The organism is Spirosoma agri, from assembly GCF_010747415.1.
GTDB classification, from domain to species: Bacteria; Bacteroidota; Bacteroidia; order Cytophagales; family Spirosomataceae; genus Spirosoma; species Spirosoma agri.
In genome coordinates this window covers 37,095-58,052 of sequence record NZ_JAAGNZ010000001.1, presented here as the reverse complement: position 1 = coordinate 58,052, position 20,958 = coordinate 37,095, and the positions used below count along the sequence as shown (strand labels likewise).

General features: G+C 51.5%; 15 protein-coding genes. 13 read left to right on the top strand and 2 right to left on the bottom strand.

The features are described from left to right. The first annotated feature begins 33 nt into the window (after positions 1-33). From trpA to GK091_RS00195, 4 genes are all read left to right on the top strand, one after another. Positions 34-840, top strand: a complete 807-nt coding sequence (gene trpA / locus GK091_RS00210) for a tryptophan synthase subunit alpha (protein WP_164034638.1) — start codon at positions 34-36, stop codon at positions 838-840. A 17-nt stretch (positions 841-857) separates the two neighbouring features. Next, positions 858-1,517: a bifunctional phosphoribosyl-AMP cyclohydrolase/phosphoribosyl-ATP diphosphatase HisIE gene (hisIE, locus tag GK091_RS00205; RefSeq protein WP_164034637.1), complete on the top strand. Its 660-nt coding sequence runs from the start codon at positions 858-860 to the stop codon at positions 1,515-1,517. A gap of 86 nt (positions 1,518-1,603) precedes the next feature. Further along, positions 1,604-1,939 (top strand): phage holin family protein, encoded by a 336-nt coding sequence (locus GK091_RS00200; protein ID WP_164034636.1) that lies wholly within the window; start codon positions 1,604-1,606, stop codon positions 1,937-1,939. 102 nt (positions 1,940-2,041) lie between these two features. Then, positions 2,042-2,416: a RidA family protein gene (locus GK091_RS00195; protein ID WP_164034635.1), complete on the top strand. Its 375-nt coding sequence runs from the start codon at positions 2,042-2,044 to the stop codon at positions 2,414-2,416. A 75-nt stretch (positions 2,417-2,491) separates the two neighbouring features. Here the strand turns inward: GK091_RS00195 and GK091_RS00190 are convergent, their stop codons facing one another. Further along, the gene (locus GK091_RS00190; RefSeq protein WP_164034634.1) at positions 2,492-8,953 is read right to left on the bottom strand and encodes an alpha-2-macroglobulin family protein; all 6,462 of its coding nucleotides are present in this window, start codon (positions 8,951-8,953) and stop codon (positions 2,492-2,494) included. A gap of 154 nt (positions 8,954-9,107) precedes the next feature. Between GK091_RS00190 and GK091_RS00185 the strand changes: the two genes are divergently transcribed. Beyond that, positions 9,108-9,689, top strand: coding sequence for a peptidylprolyl isomerase (locus GK091_RS00185; protein WP_164034633.1), 582 nt, complete (start codon positions 9,108-9,110; stop codon positions 9,687-9,689). Between the two features lie 131 nt (positions 9,690-9,820). Here the strand turns inward: GK091_RS00185 and GK091_RS00180 are convergent, their stop codons facing one another. Beyond that, a complete protein-coding gene (locus GK091_RS00180; RefSeq protein WP_164034632.1) occupies positions 9,821-13,138 on the bottom strand; it encodes a PVC-type heme-binding CxxCH protein in 3,318 nt (1,105 codons plus the stop codon). Between the two features lie 600 nt (positions 13,139-13,738). Between GK091_RS00180 and GK091_RS00175 the strand changes: the two genes are divergently transcribed. From GK091_RS00175 to GK091_RS00140, 8 genes are all read left to right on the top strand, one after another. Next, positions 13,739-14,308 carry an RNA polymerase sigma factor gene (locus GK091_RS00175; RefSeq protein WP_164034631.1) on the top strand — a complete coding sequence of 190 codons (570 nt, stop codon included), beginning with the start codon at positions 13,739-13,741 and terminating at the stop codon, positions 14,306-14,308. Between the two features lie 14 nt (positions 14,309-14,322). Continuing rightward, positions 14,323-15,939, top strand: coding sequence for an outer membrane beta-barrel protein (locus tag GK091_RS00170; RefSeq protein WP_164034630.1), 1,617 nt, complete (start codon positions 14,323-14,325; stop codon positions 15,937-15,939). 12 nt (positions 15,940-15,951) lie between these two features. Next, complete coding sequence (locus GK091_RS00165) at positions 15,952-16,428, top strand: hypothetical protein (protein ID WP_164034629.1); 477 nt, start codon at positions 15,952-15,954, stop codon at positions 16,426-16,428. 77 nt (positions 16,429-16,505) lie between these two features. Then, a complete protein-coding gene (locus GK091_RS00160; protein ID WP_164034628.1) occupies positions 16,506-17,753 on the top strand; it encodes a serpin family protein in 1,248 nt (415 codons plus the stop codon). Beyond that, positions 17,750-18,190 (top strand): META domain-containing protein, encoded by a 441-nt coding sequence (locus tag GK091_RS00155; protein ID WP_164034627.1) that lies wholly within the window; start codon positions 17,750-17,752, stop codon positions 18,188-18,190. The genes GK091_RS00160 and GK091_RS00155 overlap by 4 nt, the downstream gene beginning before the upstream one ends. Positions 18,191-18,380: 190 nt before the next feature. Further along, a complete protein-coding gene (locus tag GK091_RS00150; protein ID WP_164034626.1) occupies positions 18,381-19,661 on the top strand; it encodes an LVIVD repeat-containing protein in 1,281 nt (426 codons plus the stop codon). Positions 19,662-19,678: 17 nt separating this feature from the next. After that, positions 19,679-20,257 carry a hypothetical protein gene (locus GK091_RS00145; RefSeq protein WP_164034625.1) on the top strand — a complete coding sequence of 193 codons (579 nt, stop codon included), beginning with the start codon at positions 19,679-19,681 and terminating at the stop codon, positions 20,255-20,257. 129 nt (positions 20,258-20,386) lie between these two features. Further along, the gene (locus GK091_RS00140) at positions 20,387-20,920 is read left to right on the top strand and encodes a hypothetical protein (RefSeq protein WP_164034624.1); all 534 of its coding nucleotides are present in this window, start codon (positions 20,387-20,389) and stop codon (positions 20,918-20,920) included. Positions 20,921-20,958 lie beyond the last annotated feature (38 nt).

Genomic DNA, 20,958 nt, shown 5'->3' with positions numbered 1-20,958 from the left:
TGGCCATAATTACGGGTTCCTACCCGCATGACAATGACACAGGAATTGACCCAAAACCGCATTACAGACCTGTTCGCGACCAAAAGCGACCGATTGCTGAATGTTTATTTTACCGCCGGATTTCCTACAATAACCGATACCGTACCTATTCTGCGGGGCTTACAGGCTGCCGGGGTCGATCTCGTCGAGATTGGTATGCCCTACTCTGACCCCGTTGCCGATGGCGAAACCATTCAGAAAAGCAACGAGCGTGCATTAACTAACGGCATGTCTCTCAAAACGCTGTTCGCACAGTTGTCCGACTGCCGGAAAGATACGTCTGGCGATGCAGTAACCGTTCCGATTTTGCTCATGGGCTACATAAACCCAGTGTTGCAGTTTGGCATAGAAAACTTTTGCCAGCAGTGTCGTGAAGTAGGCGTAGACGGGGTAATCCTTCCTGACCTGCCGCTTGATCTGTATCTGGCTGAGTATGCAGCAACGTTCCGCAAGTACGGCATTGTTAATGTCAGTCTGATTACACCCCAGACAGCCGAAAGTCGCATCCGGCACATCGACGAAGAATCCGACGGATTTATTTACATGGTTTCGTCGGCCAGCATTACGGGTTCGGTCAAGGGCGTTAGCGACGCCATGCGCGCCTATTTTGAACGGATCGAGGCCATGAATCTGCGTAATCCGCTGCTGATTGGCTTTGGCATCAACAATCACGAAACCTTCGATACGGCTTCTCAGTACGCGAATGGAGCCATTGTGGGGAGCGCCTTCATCCGGCATCTGGAGGAAAACGGCACTTCGGCAGCGAGCATTCAGGCGTTTGTGCAGACGATTCGCGCCTAGCGACTTACCTTTGCGGCATGAATTCCGAAATAAACTTTGACAAATCGCCCGACGGTCTCGTTCCCGCTGTGATTCAGGATGCCAAAACCGGCACGGTGCTGATGCTGGGCTATATGAATCGCGCAGCGTACGACAAAACGGTTACCGATAATATTGTCACCTTCTTCAGCCGTAGCAAACAGCGGCTCTGGACCAAAGGCGAAACATCGAATAACTTTCTGCACGTTCACGAGATCCGGGTCGATTGCGACGGTGACACGTTACTGATCAAAGCTAATCCAGCCGGGCCGGTATGCCATACGGGCGCTGATACGTGCTTCGATGAAGTCAACCAGCGTCAGGCTAGTACAGAGCCGATTGTTTCGGGACAAGCCAACCCAGGCCGAGGCCGGGGCCAGTTTCTGAACTATCTGCAAGCCATTATTCACGATCGAAAAGTCAATCCGTCGGATAAATCGTATACGACAACGCTGTTCAACCGAGGTGTCAACAAGATCGCGCAGAAGGTGGGCGAGGAGGCCGTTGAACTGGTGATCGAAGCGAAAGATGACAACGACGACCTTTTCAAAGGCGAAGCCGCTGACCTGCTCTTTCACTTTCTGGTGCTCCTCGAACAGAAAAATATTGATCTAGACGAGATTATTGCTGTTTTACAGTCCCGCCATCAAAAACAATAGATTCGGGTTTGCGGTTTGCTTTTCGACGCTGTCATACATCAGAGGGATGGTTGATCGGTGTTGCTCACCAAACACAAGCTTTTTCTATGGGACTGATTATTCGTATCCTTATTAGCGCAGTAGCCGTTTACATTGCCAGTATGTTCATTCCGGGCATTTCGGTATCGGGCGGAGTTGGCACGTACTTAATTGTTGCGATCGTACTTGGCTTACTAAATGCGTTCGTTAAGCCAATCCTGACGGTATTGACGATTCCCATCACGATACTGACCCTGGGGCTGTTCCTTATCGTCATCAACGTTCTGATGGTGTATTTGACGTCGTATCTGGTCAGCGGCTTTCACGTCTCGGGATTCATTGCGGCTTTACTCTTCAGCTTTGTCGTCTCGATAATAACCGCGCTGATAGACGCTATTGTCTAGAAAGTATAGACGCTAGTTAACATGATGGGGGTAGATTGGTAAAAGCCAAGCTACCCCCATTGCTTTTCATGACCCTATTTATTCACAACTTCTCTATTCACGATGGTCTTTATCGATACGCCCAACGCCCCGAAACCTGGTGGCCACTATTCACAGGCGGTAGTGCATGGTGATGTAATCTATATATCAGGCATTTTGCCGATTACGCCCTCCGGTGAAAAACTGACCAACGCTACTTACACAGAGCAGACGGAGCAAATCCTGAAAAATCTGGATGCGATTCTGTTGGCGGCTGGCAGCACTCGCGAAAAAGTCCTGAAAGTGACCGTTTACATAGCCGATATGAACGCCTGGGGAACCGTCAATCAGGTTTACAGGCAATTTTTCGGCGACCACCGCCCAGCGCGTTCGGTCGTTCCTGTGTTGCCGTTACACTATGGCTTCGGTATTGAACTGGAAGCCGTAGCTATCAACTAAAACCGTAGCGTGGGTGGAAACCCGCGAGCCGCACTATACGCTGGTTAACTCGCGGATTTCCACCCGCGTTACAGGTTACTTCACTCGTACACGCTCACCAGCCGAATGGGCGGAGAATTCTGGTGCGTAGAAGCATTGAACCGTCGCGACACCCGCGGCAAAATCGCCGGTCTGGGCTACTCGCAAATCGTATTCGAATACGTGCGTTCCCACGGGTAGGTAACTCATAAAAAAGTCCGTGCTGGCATCACGTGGGGCTTCGTAATAACCTAGTCCGTTCTGGTATTTGTAGCCTGACAATGCCGCGACCGGCTCGAACCCAGAGGCTCGACTGTCTTTCAGGTGCACATACTCCATCGCGCGATCCGTTTTAAGAATCAATCGAACTTTGATCAGATCGCCCGGTTTGAGCGAGGTTTGCGCCGTTACGGGCGTGATCAGCGGACCGTTGGGTGAATCGTGTTGCACATACAGCGTTTTTTGCACCGAGAGGCCCGCACTACCCGGCATAACGCGGTCCAGGGGCTCAAAATGCTGCCAGTACAGTGCCCCCCAGGCGGGTCCATTGCCTTGCTTCGTAATCTGAACAACCCCCATCTCCGGTTTGATCTCAGCAGCCGAGTACGTCACTTTCTGGTAACCCGTAATGGCCTCCGTTTTCGTCACCCGATTCTCGATTGGCTGCCCCCCCAGACTCACCTGCGTGGTCGATTTGGTATCTAGCCAGTCACTGCCGCGTAACAAAAGGGCGTAAACGGCTTCCGTTGTTGCCTTCGTTGACGACCACGATTGTGTTTGTTTCTGACGAATCAGCCAGCGTCTCATTGCGTCAACCGCGACCTGATCCTGTTTGATCTCGTCAAACGCTTCGATCAGATACGCCTGCGTTTCGATGGGCGCCTGGTACCACGATAAACCACTGGCATTGTCGGGCCAGTACATGCCTAACTCCTCCGATTGCCGTGTCCGTTCGAGCAACGAGCGTAAAATAGCCATAGCCGTTTGCGTGTTGCCAAACCGATTCAGCGCCAGCGCCGAAAGAGCCTGGCCTTGTAAGCTTTGCTTGAGCCAATCGTCGGCTACGCGTTGTTTCAAAAAAGCCAACACCTCTTTGTCAACGGGTTTATCCAGGTAAAAGCTGCGGGCGTAGAGATACTGAACCGCTGAAAAATACCAGGTAGACGTTGCTTTGTCTTTCTTCTGCTCATCGACCCACTGCTTCATTTCAGTATCGGCATACCGAATGGCGTTTGTCTTCATCTCAGCCATTGCCGTCTGCATGTCGTCGGGGAAACGAACACCCAGTTTCTGCAAATGACCCAACCCGCTCAGAATATGCAGCGTCATCGACAGATTGGACTCCATGCCGCCAAACCAACGAAATCCACCACTTGGCGTTTGTAATTGCCGCAACTTCTCGAACGCCTGACCCTGCTCGGTAGCCATCCGGTTTTGATCGAGCAGTTGACCGAGTTGCGCCTGACGAGCCGCTTCTGACCGCGCTTCCGCCAGCCAGGGCGAATTTTCGAGCGTGACGGCCCTCAATTCCTCATTGGATTGCAATGGACTTCTCGGCGGATTTTTCTGCCAGTCGGCGATGACCTGCTTGAACGCCGGTTTGCTACCGACGATGTGAGCCGCCAGGCTATTGGCATACAACCGGCTAAACAGTTGTTCGGCGCATTCGTAGCTGTACTCCATCAGGTAAGGCAACGATTGTAGCGCGTACCAGGCCGGATTGCTCGTTACCTCCACTGTCAATCGCTCGTTCTGAACGGGGAGTTCGGGATTGAGGTTCGTCAGTTCTTTCAGCTTGAATTCTTTCGTACTTGCCGAACCCGTTCCGGTCCCGTTAACCCAGAAGGGCTGCGTGTCGATCACCAGCATCCGGTTGGGTAATACCGGCACGGTAAACTCTTCCCCGTCAGTAAATGTACCAGCTTGTGCCGTTAAGCGGCAGCGTACCGTTTCCAACCCTGCCGGTACAACCAGCGTCCAGCCAACAGCCTGCCCGAGCCCGGCTGGCACCGTAACTGATGTTTGTAAACTCGTGCGGACAAGTTTCTGATTGATCGGTTCGCCCGTTAACGCGTCGGATAAGCTGAGACTGGCCAGTACCGACATAGCCTTGTCCGTTAGATTATTGACGCGGGCCGTTACGCGGATCGTATCACCTTCGCGCAGGAACCGGGGTGCATTGGCGGTGATCATCAACTCTTTCTGCGTAATGATTTCGCGTTCCAGCGTACCGATTTTCAGATCTTTCGTGTGCGCAAACGCCAGCAAACGCCAGCGGGTCAGTGCATCGGGCATGGTAAATTTCAGGACAATGCGTCCCTGATCGTCGGTTCTGGCCTGCGAGATAAAGAAAGCCGTTTCGTTGAAATTCGTGCGGGGGTTGATTAGCACGGGTTCTTTTTTCGGCTCGCTGTCTGCACCCGACGTATTCATGGCCTTATCGGCTGCAACGCTACCAGCCGCGGACGGAGCAGCCATTGCCTGATTTGCGTTCATTTTTGCGACAGCCCCGTTAAGGGACCGCTTTTGCTGAGTCCCATAACCCAACACCACGACTTCGCTCAGTGCACGAACATCGGGCATTAGTTGTAGAGACACCGTTTTTTGTCGGATAACGACTTCATTGCTGACATAGCCAAGGGCCGACAAGATCAGCGTAACCTCCTTTTCTGACTCAGCCGTCAAGGAAAAAAGTCCTTTTGCGTCAGAAGCTGCACCCGTTGTCGTTCCCTTGATCAACACGTTAACACCCGGCATGGGCGACCCATTTTTTTGTTTGATCGTTCCGCTGATGACCTGACCAGTCCGGCGAATTGTGACACGAATCGCCTGATCGGATTCGCCAAAAGGCCCGATCGGCTTTTGCATGAATGGGCGGTTACCGTAGGGCGAAAAGCGATAGCCCATCCAGCTGAGCTGGTCATAGGTGCGGTCCGGAATCGGCGACTGCCGCCGTTCTGAATACACCAGAGCCACACTGGACTGCGCGTTGAAACTGCCCGATTGCCAGCCATAAAAGACAGGTGCGTAGGGCCAATAAAAATTCGTTGGCCAGTTAAGTGGTGCAAAGGCGTCCAATGAGGCATCATACAGTGTCGCAACCATCTCGGCGGGCATCTTGTTGAGGCCACCAATCGTCAGTGTCCACTCTTCGGGCTGACCGGGTTTTAGCTTGTTTCGGAAGGTCTCCGTTTTAATCGTAAGCTGCTTGTTGGTAAACGGAACAGTGATCGACTGCGATTTCTGATAAAGCCGACCGTTCTGCACCATCGCAAAATGGACGGCGAATCCGCCACGCTGTTTTTCGGTAACAGGGAGGGTTACCCGTTTCGGGCGGCCGTCTGTTTTCAGCCACTCTTCCCGAACGATCTTTTGTTTTTCTTCAACGGTCATCAACACCCAACCCGGCTGCGAATTACCGATCCAGAAAACAGCTTCTTCACCGGGTTCGGCGGTCGCTTTGCGAACCTGCACCCATCCATCGACACGCGCGGAGGCAACCGGTTGCTTATCGTCGACAACGGCAAAGAAGGCCCGCTCTTTCGTCGTTTCACCCGCAGAGTCCGTTACGGTTAATTCGGCCACGTACTCACCGGCTGCGTAGTTGGCCAGATCGGGTTTGATCAGCGAATCCGCTGGCGTCGTGATGGTCTGCTGCTGTACGACTTCCCCTTTGGGCCATGATCGCGGATCGTTTTCATTGGCATACAGATCGTTCGGGAATAGCCGTACAAACTCCTCCCGGCTTAAGAACTGGCGATCGGGGCGACTCCATAACCGGGTACGCAACTGGCGAACTGGCGGCTGTAACTTGTAAATCATCAACTGGCCCTTTGCTGACACATTCTCGCCCGACTGATTGGTAATTTTTACGGGGAAAGCTGCCGGTTTACCTTTTTCGACCTCCGCCGGAATCGTCAGTTCTGCCTGTAGGGCCGAGTAGCCGATCTGAAGCGTTTGGGTTGTGCTCCGGGTTTCGCCCGCTCGGTCAGTCACATCGATAGTTACCTCAAAGTCAAAGACCGGGTTGTCCTGCCGGGACTTGTCGAGGTCAGGCGTTGCCGGAAACGTAAGGCTAACGATCCCTTTCACATCCGTTTGGGCAGTTCCATTCGTGATCTCAGCCTGGTTTGTAGTTCTCGGCATATACCACCAGTACCACCGCTGCCGAAGTTTCCGCACAACCCGGTACCGGACATCGGCCCCATCGACAACGGCACCCGAGAATGTTTTGGCCTCCGCCGTAAGTGTAACCGTCTGCCCCAGTTTAAACGACTGCCTGATGGGATTAGCCTTGACTTCAAACGTTGGCCGCTTGTACTCTTCCACCTGAACGGCAATGGATTCGAAGGGAGTTTGAATGGTCATCGTACCGGTCAATTTCCCAACGGGTGCCGTGAAACTGGCCGTAAACGTGCCGAACTCGTTTGTTTTGAGCGTTTGTTGCGTCACGCGCTCGCCGTTATGATCAATGAGTTCGATCTTGATGTACCGATTGGCGCTTACCGCATACTGATTTTGTTTACCTTCATACAGCAGCCCTTTCACATAGATTAGCTGCCCAGGCCGGTAGATAGCCCGGTCGGTGAAGAGCTTGGTATACGTGCGCGACGGATCTTCGTCTTGATTATTACCGCTCATGTAGCGGTAGTGATACTGTCGCTCCGTGAGCAGCGTGTCGGTCCCATCGGTAATCCGGTACGTAAACGCCGTTTGCGTGGGCATGCCATTAAGCGCAACCCGAATCTGCCCGTTTGCATCTGTCCGAAGCGCTTTCTGCCCACTTACTTCGGTAATCGAGACTGTCACATTTGGCGAAGGAGAACCAGTCAGTCGATTGGTTACGAACAGTTTTTGGTTGATGTCCTGGTAGTTTACCGGCTGTAAGAAGTAGCTCAGTCGGGAAACCGAGAACGATGCGTACTGAACGGACTCGGTTTTCCCCTGAAATTTACCGTCTGTTGTTACCAGCACTAAATACTGACCAATGGGAAGACCCGCTATCGGTAGTTCGATCGAATGCGGATTCAGATCGCCATCATCGGGTAATGTCACCGCGTTTTCAGCGACGACCGGACGTTTCAGCCAGTTGCCAAGCCGCTTCCGCTGGCTATCGTCACCAAAATTATCGCGGTAGGTTGCCAGTTCGGCTACAGTCAACCGAACGATCCGGTACGTGATTTTACCCACGTTCTGGTAGTTCACCAGAGCGCGAAAGGGTTGATCCGGCGTGTTGATGTGTTCTACCGTAACCGAATACACCGGCAATAGCAAGCGATTCAACAGGTAAGTAGCCTGCTGTTCGGCCCGTGTCTTCGGAAAGCGCTTGATTATATCCCGGCAAATGTCGGCAGCCTGTTTATTATTCCAGCGAGAGGGACCTGGGCTAACTACCTCGTTCGATACCTCGTCGCCATTGTCGAGCGGGCGAACCGGCGTTCCGAAATTAGCCAGAAACGAGGCCAGCTGATAGGCGTAAACGGCTTCGATCGGTTGATTTTTATAGCGGGTGATCTGCTGCGTAAGGGTTTGTTTGTAAAGCGAATCCTTATTGGGAACAACGCTGTTGCGATGCACAAATTCGAGTCGCATAACGTCGGCATCGGCGAGCGCGGCCAGATTGTTGTCCGATACGTGAAAAGCCAGCAACTGCTGATACAACACCAGGGCCTGATAACGCCCGGAGAACGAATTACGGCTCTGAATGGTCAGTTTCGCAAATACATCCGATGCGGCAAAATAATCGGGCTGGTCAAGGTTGAACGTGAACGTGGGTTTCAACAGGTCAGGTTCTGTGTTCTGAAAGAAGCCAATGGCCCGGTGCGCCAGCAAATCGTACAGCGTGGGGCGGAGTGGACGCGTATCGGCATCTCCTTTGTCGAGCAACGCATCGAACTCAGCAATTGGCGTTTTCTGTAACAGCTCTTTCGCCCGAACAGAAGACAGATAGGCTGTCGTTACGGCCCCAACGAGTTGCTGGGCATCCCAGGTTCTGAAATCTGCCGTTGTATCGGTTGTTCCCGTAGGCGAATCGGTGGCCGTGTTCAATCCTTTCGGGCTGGTCTTGCCACCAGATCGACCCGTTGCGGCCCGGCCTATCGTGGCCCGGCCTACCGTGGCGCGATCATAGAATTTGTAGCGATTCTGTTGAAAATACTGCCAGTAGATATCGGCCAGAACAGATTGAAGCACCGATCGGGACGGCTCCGGTGTATCCCGAATGTCGGCCTGCATGGACTGAACGAGCTCTACGTAAGCATCTTCATCGGCGAAACTCCGAAAAATCATTCGGTGCATGGCCGCTTTGGCAACCTGCGGATAGTTACGGGTCGCTTTAGCTTCTTTGTAAATTCGACTGGCGATATCGAGCGCGGACTTAGGTAACCCTTTGGATGCCAATGAGTCAGCCCGTCTCCAGTCGCGGGCGTAATCGGGTTGCTTCGCTGGGGTGGTTGGCACTTTTTGAGCAGACGTAGCCAGGGCGATCAGGACGAAAAATAGGGTCAGAACAGGATTCATTGGTTGTTACGAAGGTATGCCGTTGGGATAGATGAATGTACAGTGGTTTTTCCACAACGACTGTAGCTATGACCCCAATTTGTGGGGGAGGGTTTAATATCCTGCCGTTCCTGCGGTATATTTAAGCGTATATAGCTCACTAACCGATAACGCAATGCCCATTTTTGTCCTGCTTCTTGCTTACCTTTTTTCGTTTTCAACGCCACCCAAGCCAGCGAAAACGTACCCCATAGGTCAAATCAAAACGAGTATGGGCGACGTGCTGTTCTGGCTCTACGACGAAACGCCTAATCACAAAGCGAGCTTCGTCAAACTGGCGAATCAGCATTACTGGGATACACTGACGTTCAACCGGGTGATCAAAAATTTTGTGGCACAGGGTGGCTGCCCGGATACACCAGCGGGGTTTGCCGATTCGCCGTATCTGCTGAAACCTGAATTCCGGCCAGCAATTCGGCACGTATACGGAGCTGTTGGTGCCGGGCGTGATGATAATCCGCAGATGCTTTCGGCAGGGTGCCAGTTCTACATCGTCCAGAACAAGAAAGGCGAACACCGGCTCGACGATAAGTATACCGTTTTTGGACAGGTCTTCAAGGGAATGGACGTAATCGATACGATCGTGTCGGTAAAAACGGACTCTACCGACACGCCACTATCGCCCATAAAACTCGATGTGAACGTTATTAACCTCACCGCTGCGGAATTAGCGAAGCTGGGGTACGTAGTTAAGTGAGTTGGTTAACGATCTGATTACCACAGTGGCTGAACTTAGGAGGTTTTTCAGATTGATGTGTCTGTCATACGCCGTATCTCCAAGATACGGCGTATGACAGACACATCAATCTGAAAAACCTCTCTCTCTCTCTACTGCTTCAATAGAAATGCGGTCAGATCGGCCAGTTGCTGATTGGTCAGGCCCAACGAACTGGGGTCAGGCATAAGACTGGTTTTGTATTGCCGACGGGAAGCGACCTGATTGGTCGGGATCGTATGCTTCTGGCCTTTGATCCCCTTTATAACCATAGTCTGCTCACCATCGCTGACCAGAAAACCGTAGTACGTCTGACCCATTTTGGTGGTGATGAGCCATGGTTCATACCCGGATGCGATACCGGCACTCGGATAAATGATCGCATTCAGCAGCGCATTTTTATCTAATTTCTGATGAATCTGGGTCAGGTCGGGGCCAACATCGGTTCCCTGCTGACCATGTTTATGGCATGTTGTGCAAATCGTCCTGAATACTGCTTTGCCCGCCTTCTGATCACCCGTCAACATCGCTACTTTAGCGACCGCAGAATTTGATGCATCGGTCGTTCTGGCGGAAGTGGGGGCAACGTCGGCGGCTCTACTATTCGTTTTAACGGAAGTGGTTTCAGCTTCCACAACTTTACCAGTCGTCTTGACGGAGGCAGGTTTCAAGTCCGTTGGCTTATCGACCGGCTTGGCCGCAGTGGCTTCAGGTTCGGCTACTTTTTCAACCGGTTTACCAGGCGTAGGTTCGATGTAAGCTGGTTTTGACATCGCTTTGGTAGAACCAGGAGCGGGTGCAAGATCAACATCGGCAGTTGCTTTTGTCGAAGCACTTTGCCGGGGAATGGTCGATGAAGATGATACGACGGCCGGACTGGTTTCTGCGGTGGTTGTGGTCGCAGCCTGTGGTTTCCAGGGAAAATACTCCTTACCCATCGTCCGGATCGTCTGGTCTTTGTTGGTACGAATGCCGGGACCAGCCGCTTTGATCAGATCAGCTGATAGTTTATTATCTGCCGCTAGTCCAATCAGCACCCTGGCCCCCTCCGAATTCCGAGACATCTCGGCAGCTATTTTCCGCTTTTCGGCGTCCGAAACGTGCTCGTCGAGCAGTTGTTGCTGTTTGGCAAGCATTTTCTGGTCCTGCGTGGCTGATTTTGTCGGCATGACCTCATCCCAGTTCAGCAGCTTGGCCCAATCATTTCCCCGTCGGAAACCTATCCAGTACGTAGCCTGATCAGCAACAGCCTTATCGGTCGATTTGGTCAAATCAATCATGGCGTTGGCCGCTTCGCGACTCTTGATAAATCCCAGTGTAACGATCGCCTGCCGACGGGCATCGGCGGTGAGTGTTTGCGCTTCGGCCCGCTTTTGCAGGGGTGATACCATGGAAGCCGGGTGGAGTTCCCAAATCAGATTAGCCGTGCGCTGATCCCACTCAACGGGGTTCTTGGGCAGCGTTGGCCGCAGATCGGCAACCAGAGCCTCTTCCTTCCCATCGGCAGCCTCACCGAGCGCGTTCAGATAGAACTTGTCCTGTCCGTCGTAGCCTTTAACCAGGTTCAGAAGCATCAACCGGCAGTCAGCATAAGGAACGTCGCGCAGCGCAACCGCCACTTCGCGTCGAACGGCCACGCTAGGATCGGTGCAAAGATTTCCCAACAGAGGGAGAAGCGCCTTTTGCGACTCAGTCAAAACTGGATTTGCCTTTGAGTTTTCGGGCGTAATGCTTCGCAAAGCGCGCAGGGCCACTAGTCGTGTTTGTGCATCAGCCGCTTTTAACAATCGCTCAACCTCGAATTGCCCTTCTGCACCGAGATGCGCCAGCAGGAAAATTGCCCGCGCCCGGTGGAACGGATTTGGCGACGACAGCAGGGCCATGACGGGTACAACCGCTTTTTCGCCCTGCTCCTGCAATGCATCAAAGCCCAGCATACGAACGTTCACCGCCGGATTCAGCAAGGCCGTGATCTGCCCCGGTGTGGTACGAAGATCGATTTTGGGTATTTTCAGGCTTTTCCCTCTTGGCGTAATCCGGTAGATACGACCGTAGCCTTTGGTATCCTGCATTTGATGCCCGCCAACGATAGGGTCATACCAGTCGGCAATGTAGATCGCGCCATCGGGACCAACGGTTACGTCGCTTGGCCGAAACCACTTACGCGTATCCTTGTCAGCATTATTCCATTTATAGGTCTCATCGGCCTTCGGTAGGGTGCTGATCAGGTCCATGCGTTGCAGTCGATAGCCCGCGCCCCAGGGTTCGGGTTTATAGCCGAAAATAACATTCCGACCCGCTTCGGCACTCAACAGCATACCCCGATACTGCGAGCCCAGTTCGTCGCCTTCGTACATGACCATGCCCGTGGGTGAGCCGGCACCGGTGATGTCGCCGACGGGCATGACACCCGGATCTTCCTGATGCCAGTGAGCGGTTGGAATCGGCTGACCGGGCCGCTGGTCGCCCTGCCAGTTGCGGGTACCGTCGTTGCTGAAATAGCCCGCATTGGCTCCTTCCATCAGCCAACTTGTTCGGCTGGCCACCGTCTGGTCGTCGTTATCGTTCTGCCACATGTTGCCATAAGAGTCGAGCGCCGTTTCGTAGCTGTTGCGAAAGTTATGCGCCATCACTTTCAGTCCGGAGCCGTCGGGGTTGATGCGCAGGGCCAGTCCACCAGTCCATACGCGCCCATCGTCGCTGACCTGGTTACCCCGATTGAGCTTGTTATACGGTGTTCCGCCAACAAACAAGCTACCCGACCGAAGCGTCCAGCCACTTTTGTCCGTAACAACATGTGGACCAGCGTTTCCGGCATTGACGTAATAGCGACCATCCGGACCAGCAGTAACGGCGTGAAGGCCGTGATCATGATCTAACCCACCAAAACCGGTCAGAAAAATTTCTTTCTTATCGGGCTTATCGTCACCATTGGCATCCGTATACACAACGATATTTGGTGAACACGACACAATGACCTTGTCGCCAATAATGGCAATACCCATCGGCGATACCAGATCGGGATCCTGCACGAAGACCTTACTATTATCGGCTTTGCCATCACCGTCCGTGTCTTCCAGAATCATGACCCGCTCACCGTCCGGATGGTCGAGCCGATCGGATGCCTTGTTGTTAAATTTACGGTAATTGACAGCCTCCGTAACCCAAACCCGCCCCTGGGCATCAATATCCATGTTCGTCGGATTGTAGAACATAGGCGATTCGGCCCACAAAGTAGCCTGAAGATCATCCGGCAGGTATAGCGTATTCGAATCGGCTTTAGCAGTGATACTGGACTGCTGTAGCGGCCTGCGGTCAGGCGACGGGAAAATAGGGGAGATGGGTTGTTGATTAACGTGTCCGGCCAGGTAAAGAAAACAAGTCGTTGTCAGGATAAAGGGGGCCGTCGAAAAAGAAAAAGTTGTTCTCATAACAGATACTCACTACGCCAATCGTGATCGCACGATCTTATTGTTGTTTATATAACTTTCCAGAAATGGTTTTCCGTGTGGTATAGCCCCTGCGATTTGCAGCTGGCTACCCATTGAACGATTTACAAATGACAAACCGATCGCGTATGGCACAACCAGCTGTTCGGGCGTTGCTACTCATGACCCAGTAGACGACACGACGCCCGACTTTCGACCCTGAGTGCTACTGCTTTCGGGCGATCAGTAACAATTTTTGTGCCTTTAAAATCAGTTCTTTGCTTATTGTCCGAAAAAGGGCCAATAAGCTATTTTTTGCCCCCAGCGACCTAGACCTAGTTACCCATTCTGCCCTCAATTCTCTCCTGAATCTCTTCACAAACGATTTCGGTCGATCGATTAACTGCCAGATGAGCAGCACACCGCCTTATAACGATTCATAACGTACTAGTGAATGTTATTCAAAGGTACATTTATTAACTTAACCAGGAAAAATTATCCCATTCTAGCGATTGCCGTATCTTTCAAAAAAATACAGCAAAAATTTTTTTCCGGTTCCAACGGTTTCAACAGCAGCGAGGTCTAGTAAGGTGTCAACAGGATATGCAGGATGAATACGCATTAGTCGAAGGATGCCGACGACAGGACAGGATTGTGCAGCGACAGCTCTACGAGCGGTTTGCCGGAAAGCTCTTTGTCGTTTGCAAGCGGTATATCCATGACTCCGATGAAGCAGAAGATGTTTTGCAGGATGCCTTTGTAAAGATTTACCGTTACATCGATTCGTTCCGATTCGAATGCCCGTTAGAAGCCTGGTTAAAACGTATAGTCATTAATACTGCGCTCAAGCAATTGCGAAAGCTGAAACCGTGGGAGAACACCGCCGATGTGCAGGACCTGGCCCCGATACTGCCTCAGGCCGATGAGAGTCTACCCTCGTTGAACTACCAGTACCTGCTCCAACTGATTCAGGAACTGCCCACCGGTTGCCGAACGGTGTTCAATTTATATGCAATCGAAGGCTACAACCATCCCGAAATTGCCGAAATGCTCGACATAGCCGAGGGAACCTCAAAGTCACAATATTCCCGAGCGCGCAGCCTATTACAACAGAAAATACAATCGGACAAACGGTTTGCTGATGGCCACCCAGCTTTGGGCCGCCAATCGTGACTACTACCAATGCGATGGATGAAATAGATAAAAACATACCGGACGATTTCTGGCGAAAGGCTTTCGACGAGGCCTCGGAAGCACCACCACCGCGCGTGTGGAAGGCTATTGAGCACCGGCTGGATGAATCAAACGGCACGAAGATAATACCCTTGTGGACAGCAGGTTTGCTGGCATCGAAACCGCTTACTTGGGGTGTTGGTCTCGCGGCTGCCTTAGCCTTACTGCTGGTAGGCTGGTGGACTATTGGCTCACAATCCCGGCAACCATCGCATCAGCAGCTTGCGCAGCAGGAAGCCAGTAAACAGACCACACAACACGCTTCAAGCAAGCCAGTTGATGGGGGGGGGGTAGCCTCGATAGAAACAAATAAGCCGGAATCAGAGGCCCTAGCAAGCGTAGACAAGAAAACGGCAAACAGTGCTGAACAGCCGGTTCCCGCTCCGACCATTCATCCGGAGGAACACGCAGTAGCTCGGCTATCGAATCGATTACCCAAACCGTCGGTAGATCAATTGGTGGCCCGGATCGCAAGTCAATCAACCGCGAACAACGAGCAGCATTCAACTGTTCAGCGGCTAGTGCGATCAACAGCAAATGCGGCTATGTCACATCAGGCCAGCGTATTCATTCAACCGAGCAATTCGTCAGCAACGGTCGCTTTTACGACGATGACACCAGTCGCTGATGTGAATCGTAGTGAATCGGATCAACTACGTCGAAACAGCATCGAACAGCTCGACCTACGGCCCATGCGGCTACGGTCTCCGGGGAAAATCCAGCGAATTGTGTGGTTCCGGCCCACTGAGTTGTCTGTGGAACCAGAAGCGACTAAATCAAGACACGAATCCCGCCAGGTCTGGGCTTCGGTGAGTATGATGCCAAGCTCTTTTAATCCAGCGGTATCGCTTCGTTCGACGCAAACGGCGGCTTTCGCCAATTCAGCCAGAACCAGTCAGCCATCGATCAACAGCCGGTCTAATTTTTCTGTAGCGTATCAGGCCGGGGCCGGTGTTCAACTCAGTGATCATTGGTCAGTAGAGTCGGGGATAGGGTATCTGGCCGCGCGTTCTACAGTCGAGAGCCCTAGTCAGGTCGCTTCGGGGGCCTTCGTAAGTCTAGCCGCCGATCAGGCATCGACATCCGGAAACCTGTACGTCAACGCCGTACGGAGTAGCTTGATTACCAGCAATATGGCCTACAGCAATACGCCGAAAGCCAGTTACGACAATGTAGCCACGGCCACTAACTATCAGGCGTACAACAGTCCGTATCAGCAGGAATTGTCCAACAACTTCGAGTACGTTCAGGTCCCTCTTCAGCTGGGCTATCAAATACGCCCACGCAAGCGTCTGAGCATGGCGGTGTTGGGTGGATTGCTAACCAATATTTTTGTTCGTAACACGATCGGTGACGATCTTGTTGTTACAGGGAAAGATGGTGTCTACCGGCCTGTTTCCTGGGCGGCAACGATGGGGGCCCGGTTCCGGTATCGTCCCTCCCGTCGCTGGTCGGCGTCATTGGCTGGTATGTATCAGCCAACGCTGGGCGAAACTACTCAGCCAACGTCGCAGGTACATAGTTCGCCTACGTCGACAGGGATGAGCTTTGGCCTTGATTATCACTTTTAACTTTAGCTGGTTATGAAACTTCGTGTCATAGGTATGCTACTCTTTGTAGCACTCGGTAGTTGTACGAGCGTTTCTCTTCAATCGGAGCCTACAACAGACACCGTAACGATCCGCACCGGAACTTCCTTTGGCATGTGTATTGGCTATTGTCTGTTCGATTATGAATTTAACGGTACGCTGGTCACGCTCACGCAGACCGAAGCCAGCAGAAATCCGCGGAATCCAGCAAAGACATGCCAGTTTACCATCAGCGATGATGTCTGGAACGCCTTGAAGACGGCGGCAGCAAATGTGAATGCGTTTACCAAACAGCCCGACCGAATCGGTTGCCCCGACTGTGCGGATGGGGGCGCCGAATACATTGAACTTCAGACAGGTGATCAGAAACATCGCGTCACGTTTGAGTATGGCAGTGGTACCATTCCCGGCTTTGAGCCGCTCGTTGAGGCATTGAGAGCTCAGCGCAAGGCGCTCAACGAGTGCAAATAGGTGCCTGACTAGATTGGTCAGTATACAATTGGCCCTTGTATACTGACCCATTCAACCCAAAACCAGCTTACCGTACTATGAAAACGAATCCCTTTTCAATGCTGGCAGCCGTTACTGCCGGTGTTTTTCTAACGGCTATCAGTTGTAACAACAGCGTCGTTTCACCAGGAACGGACACAACTACGGCCACCGGCGATCTGCGCGTTTCGGCTCCCTTCGCGACCCAGACAACCCAGTTTGCCTTCGATCTGGCCAAACGCGTCAACGCTCAGGAAGGACAGGCAAACAATGTGTTTATCTCTCCGCTGAGCCTCCATATTGCCCTTGGTATGATTTTGAACGGTGCCAATGGACAGACGGCACAGGAGATTCAGAAGGCGTTGAACCTCGATGCACAAACGCTGGCCGAAGCCAATCAAACCTATCAGAATCTGATGGAGAATCTGCCCGCTGTCGATTCAAAAGTGACATTGACACTGGCGAATTCGGTCTGGTATCGAAACACGTTTTCGGTAGCAACGTCGTTTCAGGATGTGCTGAAAAAAGAGTTCAAGGCTGAAGTGTCAGCGCAAGACTTTAACGATCCGGCTACCGTCGGAAAAATCAATAGCTGGGCCAGTCAGCAAACCAATGGCCGTATTCCGAAAGTACTCGATCAGATACAACCGGATAATATTATGTTTCTGCTGAATGCCCTGTATTTCAAAGGCGACTGGAAAGCACCATTCAATCCGGAGCTAACCGTCGATTCACCGTTTAAACTGGCTTCGGGCGTTGAGAAGACGGTACGCATGATGCGGCAGAACATGGCTGTACGGCAGGGGTTCCGATCAACGTATTCGGCCTTCGAACTGCCTTACGGGTCAGACAAATTCGCCATGACGGTTCTATTACCCGTCGAATCATTGTCGGCAGATGATCTCCTGAAAAACTTCAGCGGTTCTGACTGGACTCAGTTGCAGAAAGATATGGTCAATACCATGCTGGATCTTGGCTTGCCCAAGTTCACGCTGAATTATGAGGTCAAGCTGAACAATGTCTTAGGTGCGATGGGCATGTCCACGGCGTTCACTGACAAGGCCGACTTTACAAAGATGAATCCGCAGGGTGGATTGACCCTCAGCTTCGTCAAACAGAACACGTTTGTGGCTGTTGATGAGAAGGGTACGGAAGCGGCTGCGGTTACGACAGGGGGCGTTTCGACGACATCAATGCCGGTTGCCAAGCTCTGCAATCGGCCATTTGTGTTCGTTATTCATGAAAAGACGTCAGGAACTGTGTTATTTGTTGGAAAAATCGCTGATCCAACAAAAACGAATTCATGATAAACCGATTAGCCGTCTCGCTGCTGCTCCTGGCCATTGTGTTAGGGTGCGGAAAAAGAGAACACGAAGTAGCACCTGTATTGGCCAATTTACTTGGTACCTGGCAGCTCACGAAACCGGACTCATCTTTTGCCGTGACCATACAGTTCACGTATGACAACCGAAACCCACCGATTGACATAACGCCGTTTCTTGCCAGTGGGAAATCATCGGTGAATGACTACACAGCCCGGATGTTTGCAACGGTTGATGGAACCATGCAGATCAACGAAGTGGTCAGTACCGAAAAAGCTGGTTCCGGCGCAGCCAAACAGTTCGAACAAGAGTATCTGGCTAATTTAGCGACCGTAGTCCGATTCGAATCGCCAACGGCAACGCAGCTTTATCTCTACCACGGCGGTCCGAAGCCCGGTGTGTTAGTCTATAAAAAATTGTGAGGCCAAACTTCATGGTGAAGCAGATTTGACGTAGCGAGCCTTTCGGTTAGACGAATTTTTGTTAACTTTTTGTGTAAGATCAATATTGCCCGGCCGTAATCAAGACAGCCGGGCAATTTTATAGTAGAATACTTACAACGCTTTTATCGGACTCCGGGTCTTGCTAGTATAACCTCATCTCCTTCAGCCTATGAACGTCAATCGTTTACTTATTCTGTTTGTCATACTTGCGATTGGACAAACAAGCTGCACTGATCAATGTGAAGAAACCCGCACGTTTAAGCGCTTCACGCCAGTTACTCTCACGATTCGACAGGTTCGCGAAGGCGTTCGTGTGGAAGAATCGCGCGCGTTACAGAATCCCGGTAAGATTTACACCAAAGACGGTTATCTGTTCATTAATGAGCTCAAAGAAGGTATTCATCTCATTGATAACCGGAATCCCACAGCCCCAAATCCAGTAGCTTTTTTACGGATTCCCGGCAATGGCGATATGGCCGTCCGGAACAACATTCTCTATGCCGACAGCTACATGGATCTGGTTGCGTTCGACATCAGCGATCCGGCTCATCCGAAAGAAGTTAGCCGTGTAGAGTCGGTATTCACCAACGGACAGTTTGACGGCGGATTCTGGAGCGTAAATACGCAAACCGTCACACTAAGCGATCAGCGGGTAGATTATATAACAGAAACGATCAAAACCGACTGCGAATCGGCCGGGCAATGGCGTAACAACTGCCCAAACTGTGTCCAGTTCGATGGCGTCCTAAATTTTGCATCCTCTTCCAGTTCGCCGGCACCGGCCACCAATGGTACGTCCGGGTCTATGGCGCGATTTGCCTTGTACGATAACTTTCTGTACACCGTGAGCCAGTCAGACTTACAACTGTTTGATATTCAAGATGCGACCAAACCAACGCCACGCAACAGAGTAACGATGGGGTGGGGTATAGAAACGATTTTCCCGTACAAAGACAAATTATTCATCGGCTCCCAGACGGGTATGCTCATCTACGACAATGCTAATCCGGCGAAACCTGTTCATCTGTCCACTTTCCAGCATGCGCGGGTGTGTGATCCGGTTGTGGTGCATGACAACATCGCCTACGTAACCCTTCGAAACGGCTCTCAGTGCGGAGGATTTACGAACCAGTTAGATGTTGTCGACGTGAGCAGCCTGACCAGTCCCCGTCTGATCAAGAGTTACCCAATGCAGAATCCACATGGGTTAGGCGTCGATTTTCCTTCTCTTTTCATCTGTGAGGGTCAGCATGGTCTAAAATCGTTCAATGCCAGTTCAGCGATGGATATCAAGCAACTGGAGCATCTGTCCGGGATGAATGCCTACGATGTTATTCCGCTTGGCAAAACGCTGCTTATGGTCGGTCGCGATGGGCTCTATCAATTCGATTATACCAATCCAGCCCAGTTGCGTCAGCTCAGTAAAATTGCGGTTGATCGACCCTACTAAACCGCAATCTTCTAGCTATGAGAACGTCATTATTCATCCTGTTTAGCCTTATATCGACCGTAGGATTCGGGCAGAAGGAACGCTTCAAGCCCGTTTTTACGAACATGACCGAACTCGGCGTGTTATTTGGGCAGGTTCGATACGGGATACAATCGTCCGAATCAGTATCGAAACGGACAAACCTGACTGCGCAGACCTTCAATGGTGTTCAGCTAAGTCCGCGTTTGGCCGTTGGCGGAACGGTGGGTGTCGATTGGTACAATACCGCCTTACTCATGCCCATTTGCGCTGGTATCCGCTACGATTTGGCGCAGCCCGGCCAAAAAAACCTGCGCGTGTTCACTAGTCTGGATACCGGTTGGGGGGTTGCCTGGTTAAATGAAGATCCGACAGGCTACAAGACCACGGGCGGTTGGGTCATTTCGCCCGGCATTGGCTTCCGGATCGGTAGGCCAACCAATTCGAATTTCATTTTGTCCCTCAGCTATAAACGACAGGAAGCGGAAGCCGACAAACCTCTTTTCTGGAATGAACTTGCCAAACACGAAACGAGAGTCTACAACCGGATGACCGTTCGATTAGGAATTAGTTTTTAATAATGACCAAACGTGTATTTCACGTCTTAGTATATGCCGGTAACTCAGGAAATTTAACATTAACTGTAGTTACTACGTTATATGTACTGGGTTCTATCGCGTCGTACCGTTGAACCTCATTCTGATACTATGACAAAAACCACCTGTTCGATCAGCGAGCCTCGCCTAACGAAATTAGTATCAAGTGGTTACAACGGTTCTCCCCGTTCAATTGTCTTAAACCTTACTACATGTTCGGTATCAAACGTACAGGTTAACGAACTAAAACAAGGAAGTATGGAGTCTGAATACTGGCATCTGCAGCAAAAGGAAAACTGGAACGTACTTCCTTTTCGTGGGTCTTTACCGGAAACTGGAACGTTATCGACAGAAGCTGGTGAACAATTTCCAGATACAGCTACGACTGAACTAGCAATACTGCAACCGAGACTGTTCTCGGATGAAGATCAATTTTTGAGTGATTTTAAATACGTTATGAAGAAGACGGCTATGATTGTTGTCGGGATAACACTGTTCGTTGCAGGTTATCGCCATACCCACCGACAGAACGAGTACATTACAGCACAGGCAGCCTTATCAAATTCGACCGCTGCTATGCCCCAGTCCGGTATTCCGGATGATATTAAACAGACCGCTGCCTTTCGACTGGTACAACCATTCTAGATGACTACTAACAAGAAAAAGGTCTTCAGATTAATCTG

What these genes read in the sequence shown, in the direction of transcription:
- GK091_RS00155 (WP_164034627.1), top strand. Translation starts at nt 17,750, where the DNA reads ATGATAAACCGATTAGCCGTCTCGCTGCTGCTCCTGGCCATTGTGTTA.
- GK091_RS00170 (WP_164034630.1), top strand. Translation starts at nt 14,323, where the DNA reads ATGGATGAAATAGATAAAAACATACCGGACGATTTCTGGCGAAAGGCT.
- hisIE (WP_164034637.1), top strand. Translation starts at nt 858, where the DNA reads ATGAATTCCGAAATAAACTTTGACAAATCGCCCGACGGTCTCGTTCCC.
- GK091_RS00145 (WP_164034625.1), top strand. Translation starts at nt 19,679, where the DNA reads ATGAGAACGTCATTATTCATCCTGTTTAGCCTTATATCGACCGTAGGA.
- GK091_RS00140 (WP_164034624.1), top strand. Translation starts at nt 20,387, where the DNA reads ATGACAAAAACCACCTGTTCGATCAGCGAGCCTCGCCTAACGAAATTA.
- GK091_RS00165 (WP_164034629.1), top strand. Translation starts at nt 15,952, where the DNA reads ATGAAACTTCGTGTCATAGGTATGCTACTCTTTGTAGCACTCGGTAGT.
- trpA (WP_164034638.1), top strand. Translation starts at nt 34, where the DNA reads ATGACACAGGAATTGACCCAAAACCGCATTACAGACCTGTTCGCGACC.
- GK091_RS00150 (WP_164034626.1), top strand. Translation starts at nt 18,381, where the DNA reads ATGAACGTCAATCGTTTACTTATTCTGTTTGTCATACTTGCGATTGGA.
- GK091_RS00190 (WP_164034634.1), bottom strand. Translation starts at nt 8,953, where the DNA reads ATGAATCCTGTTCTGACCCTATTTTTCGTCCTGATCGCCCTGGCTACG.
- GK091_RS00180 (WP_164034632.1), bottom strand. Translation starts at nt 13,138, where the DNA reads ATGAGAACAACTTTTTCTTTTTCGACGGCCCCCTTTATCCTGACAACG.
- GK091_RS00175 (WP_164034631.1), top strand. Translation starts at nt 13,739, where the DNA reads ATGCAGGATGAATACGCATTAGTCGAAGGATGCCGACGACAGGACAGG.
- GK091_RS00195 (WP_164034635.1), top strand. Translation starts at nt 2,042, where the DNA reads ATGGTCTTTATCGATACGCCCAACGCCCCGAAACCTGGTGGCCACTAT.
- GK091_RS00185 (WP_164034633.1), top strand. Translation starts at nt 9,108, where the DNA reads ATGCCCATTTTTGTCCTGCTTCTTGCTTACCTTTTTTCGTTTTCAACG.
- GK091_RS00200 (WP_164034636.1), top strand. Translation starts at nt 1,604, where the DNA reads ATGGGACTGATTATTCGTATCCTTATTAGCGCAGTAGCCGTTTACATT.
- GK091_RS00160 (WP_164034628.1), top strand. Translation starts at nt 16,506, where the DNA reads ATGAAAACGAATCCCTTTTCAATGCTGGCAGCCGTTACTGCCGGTGTT.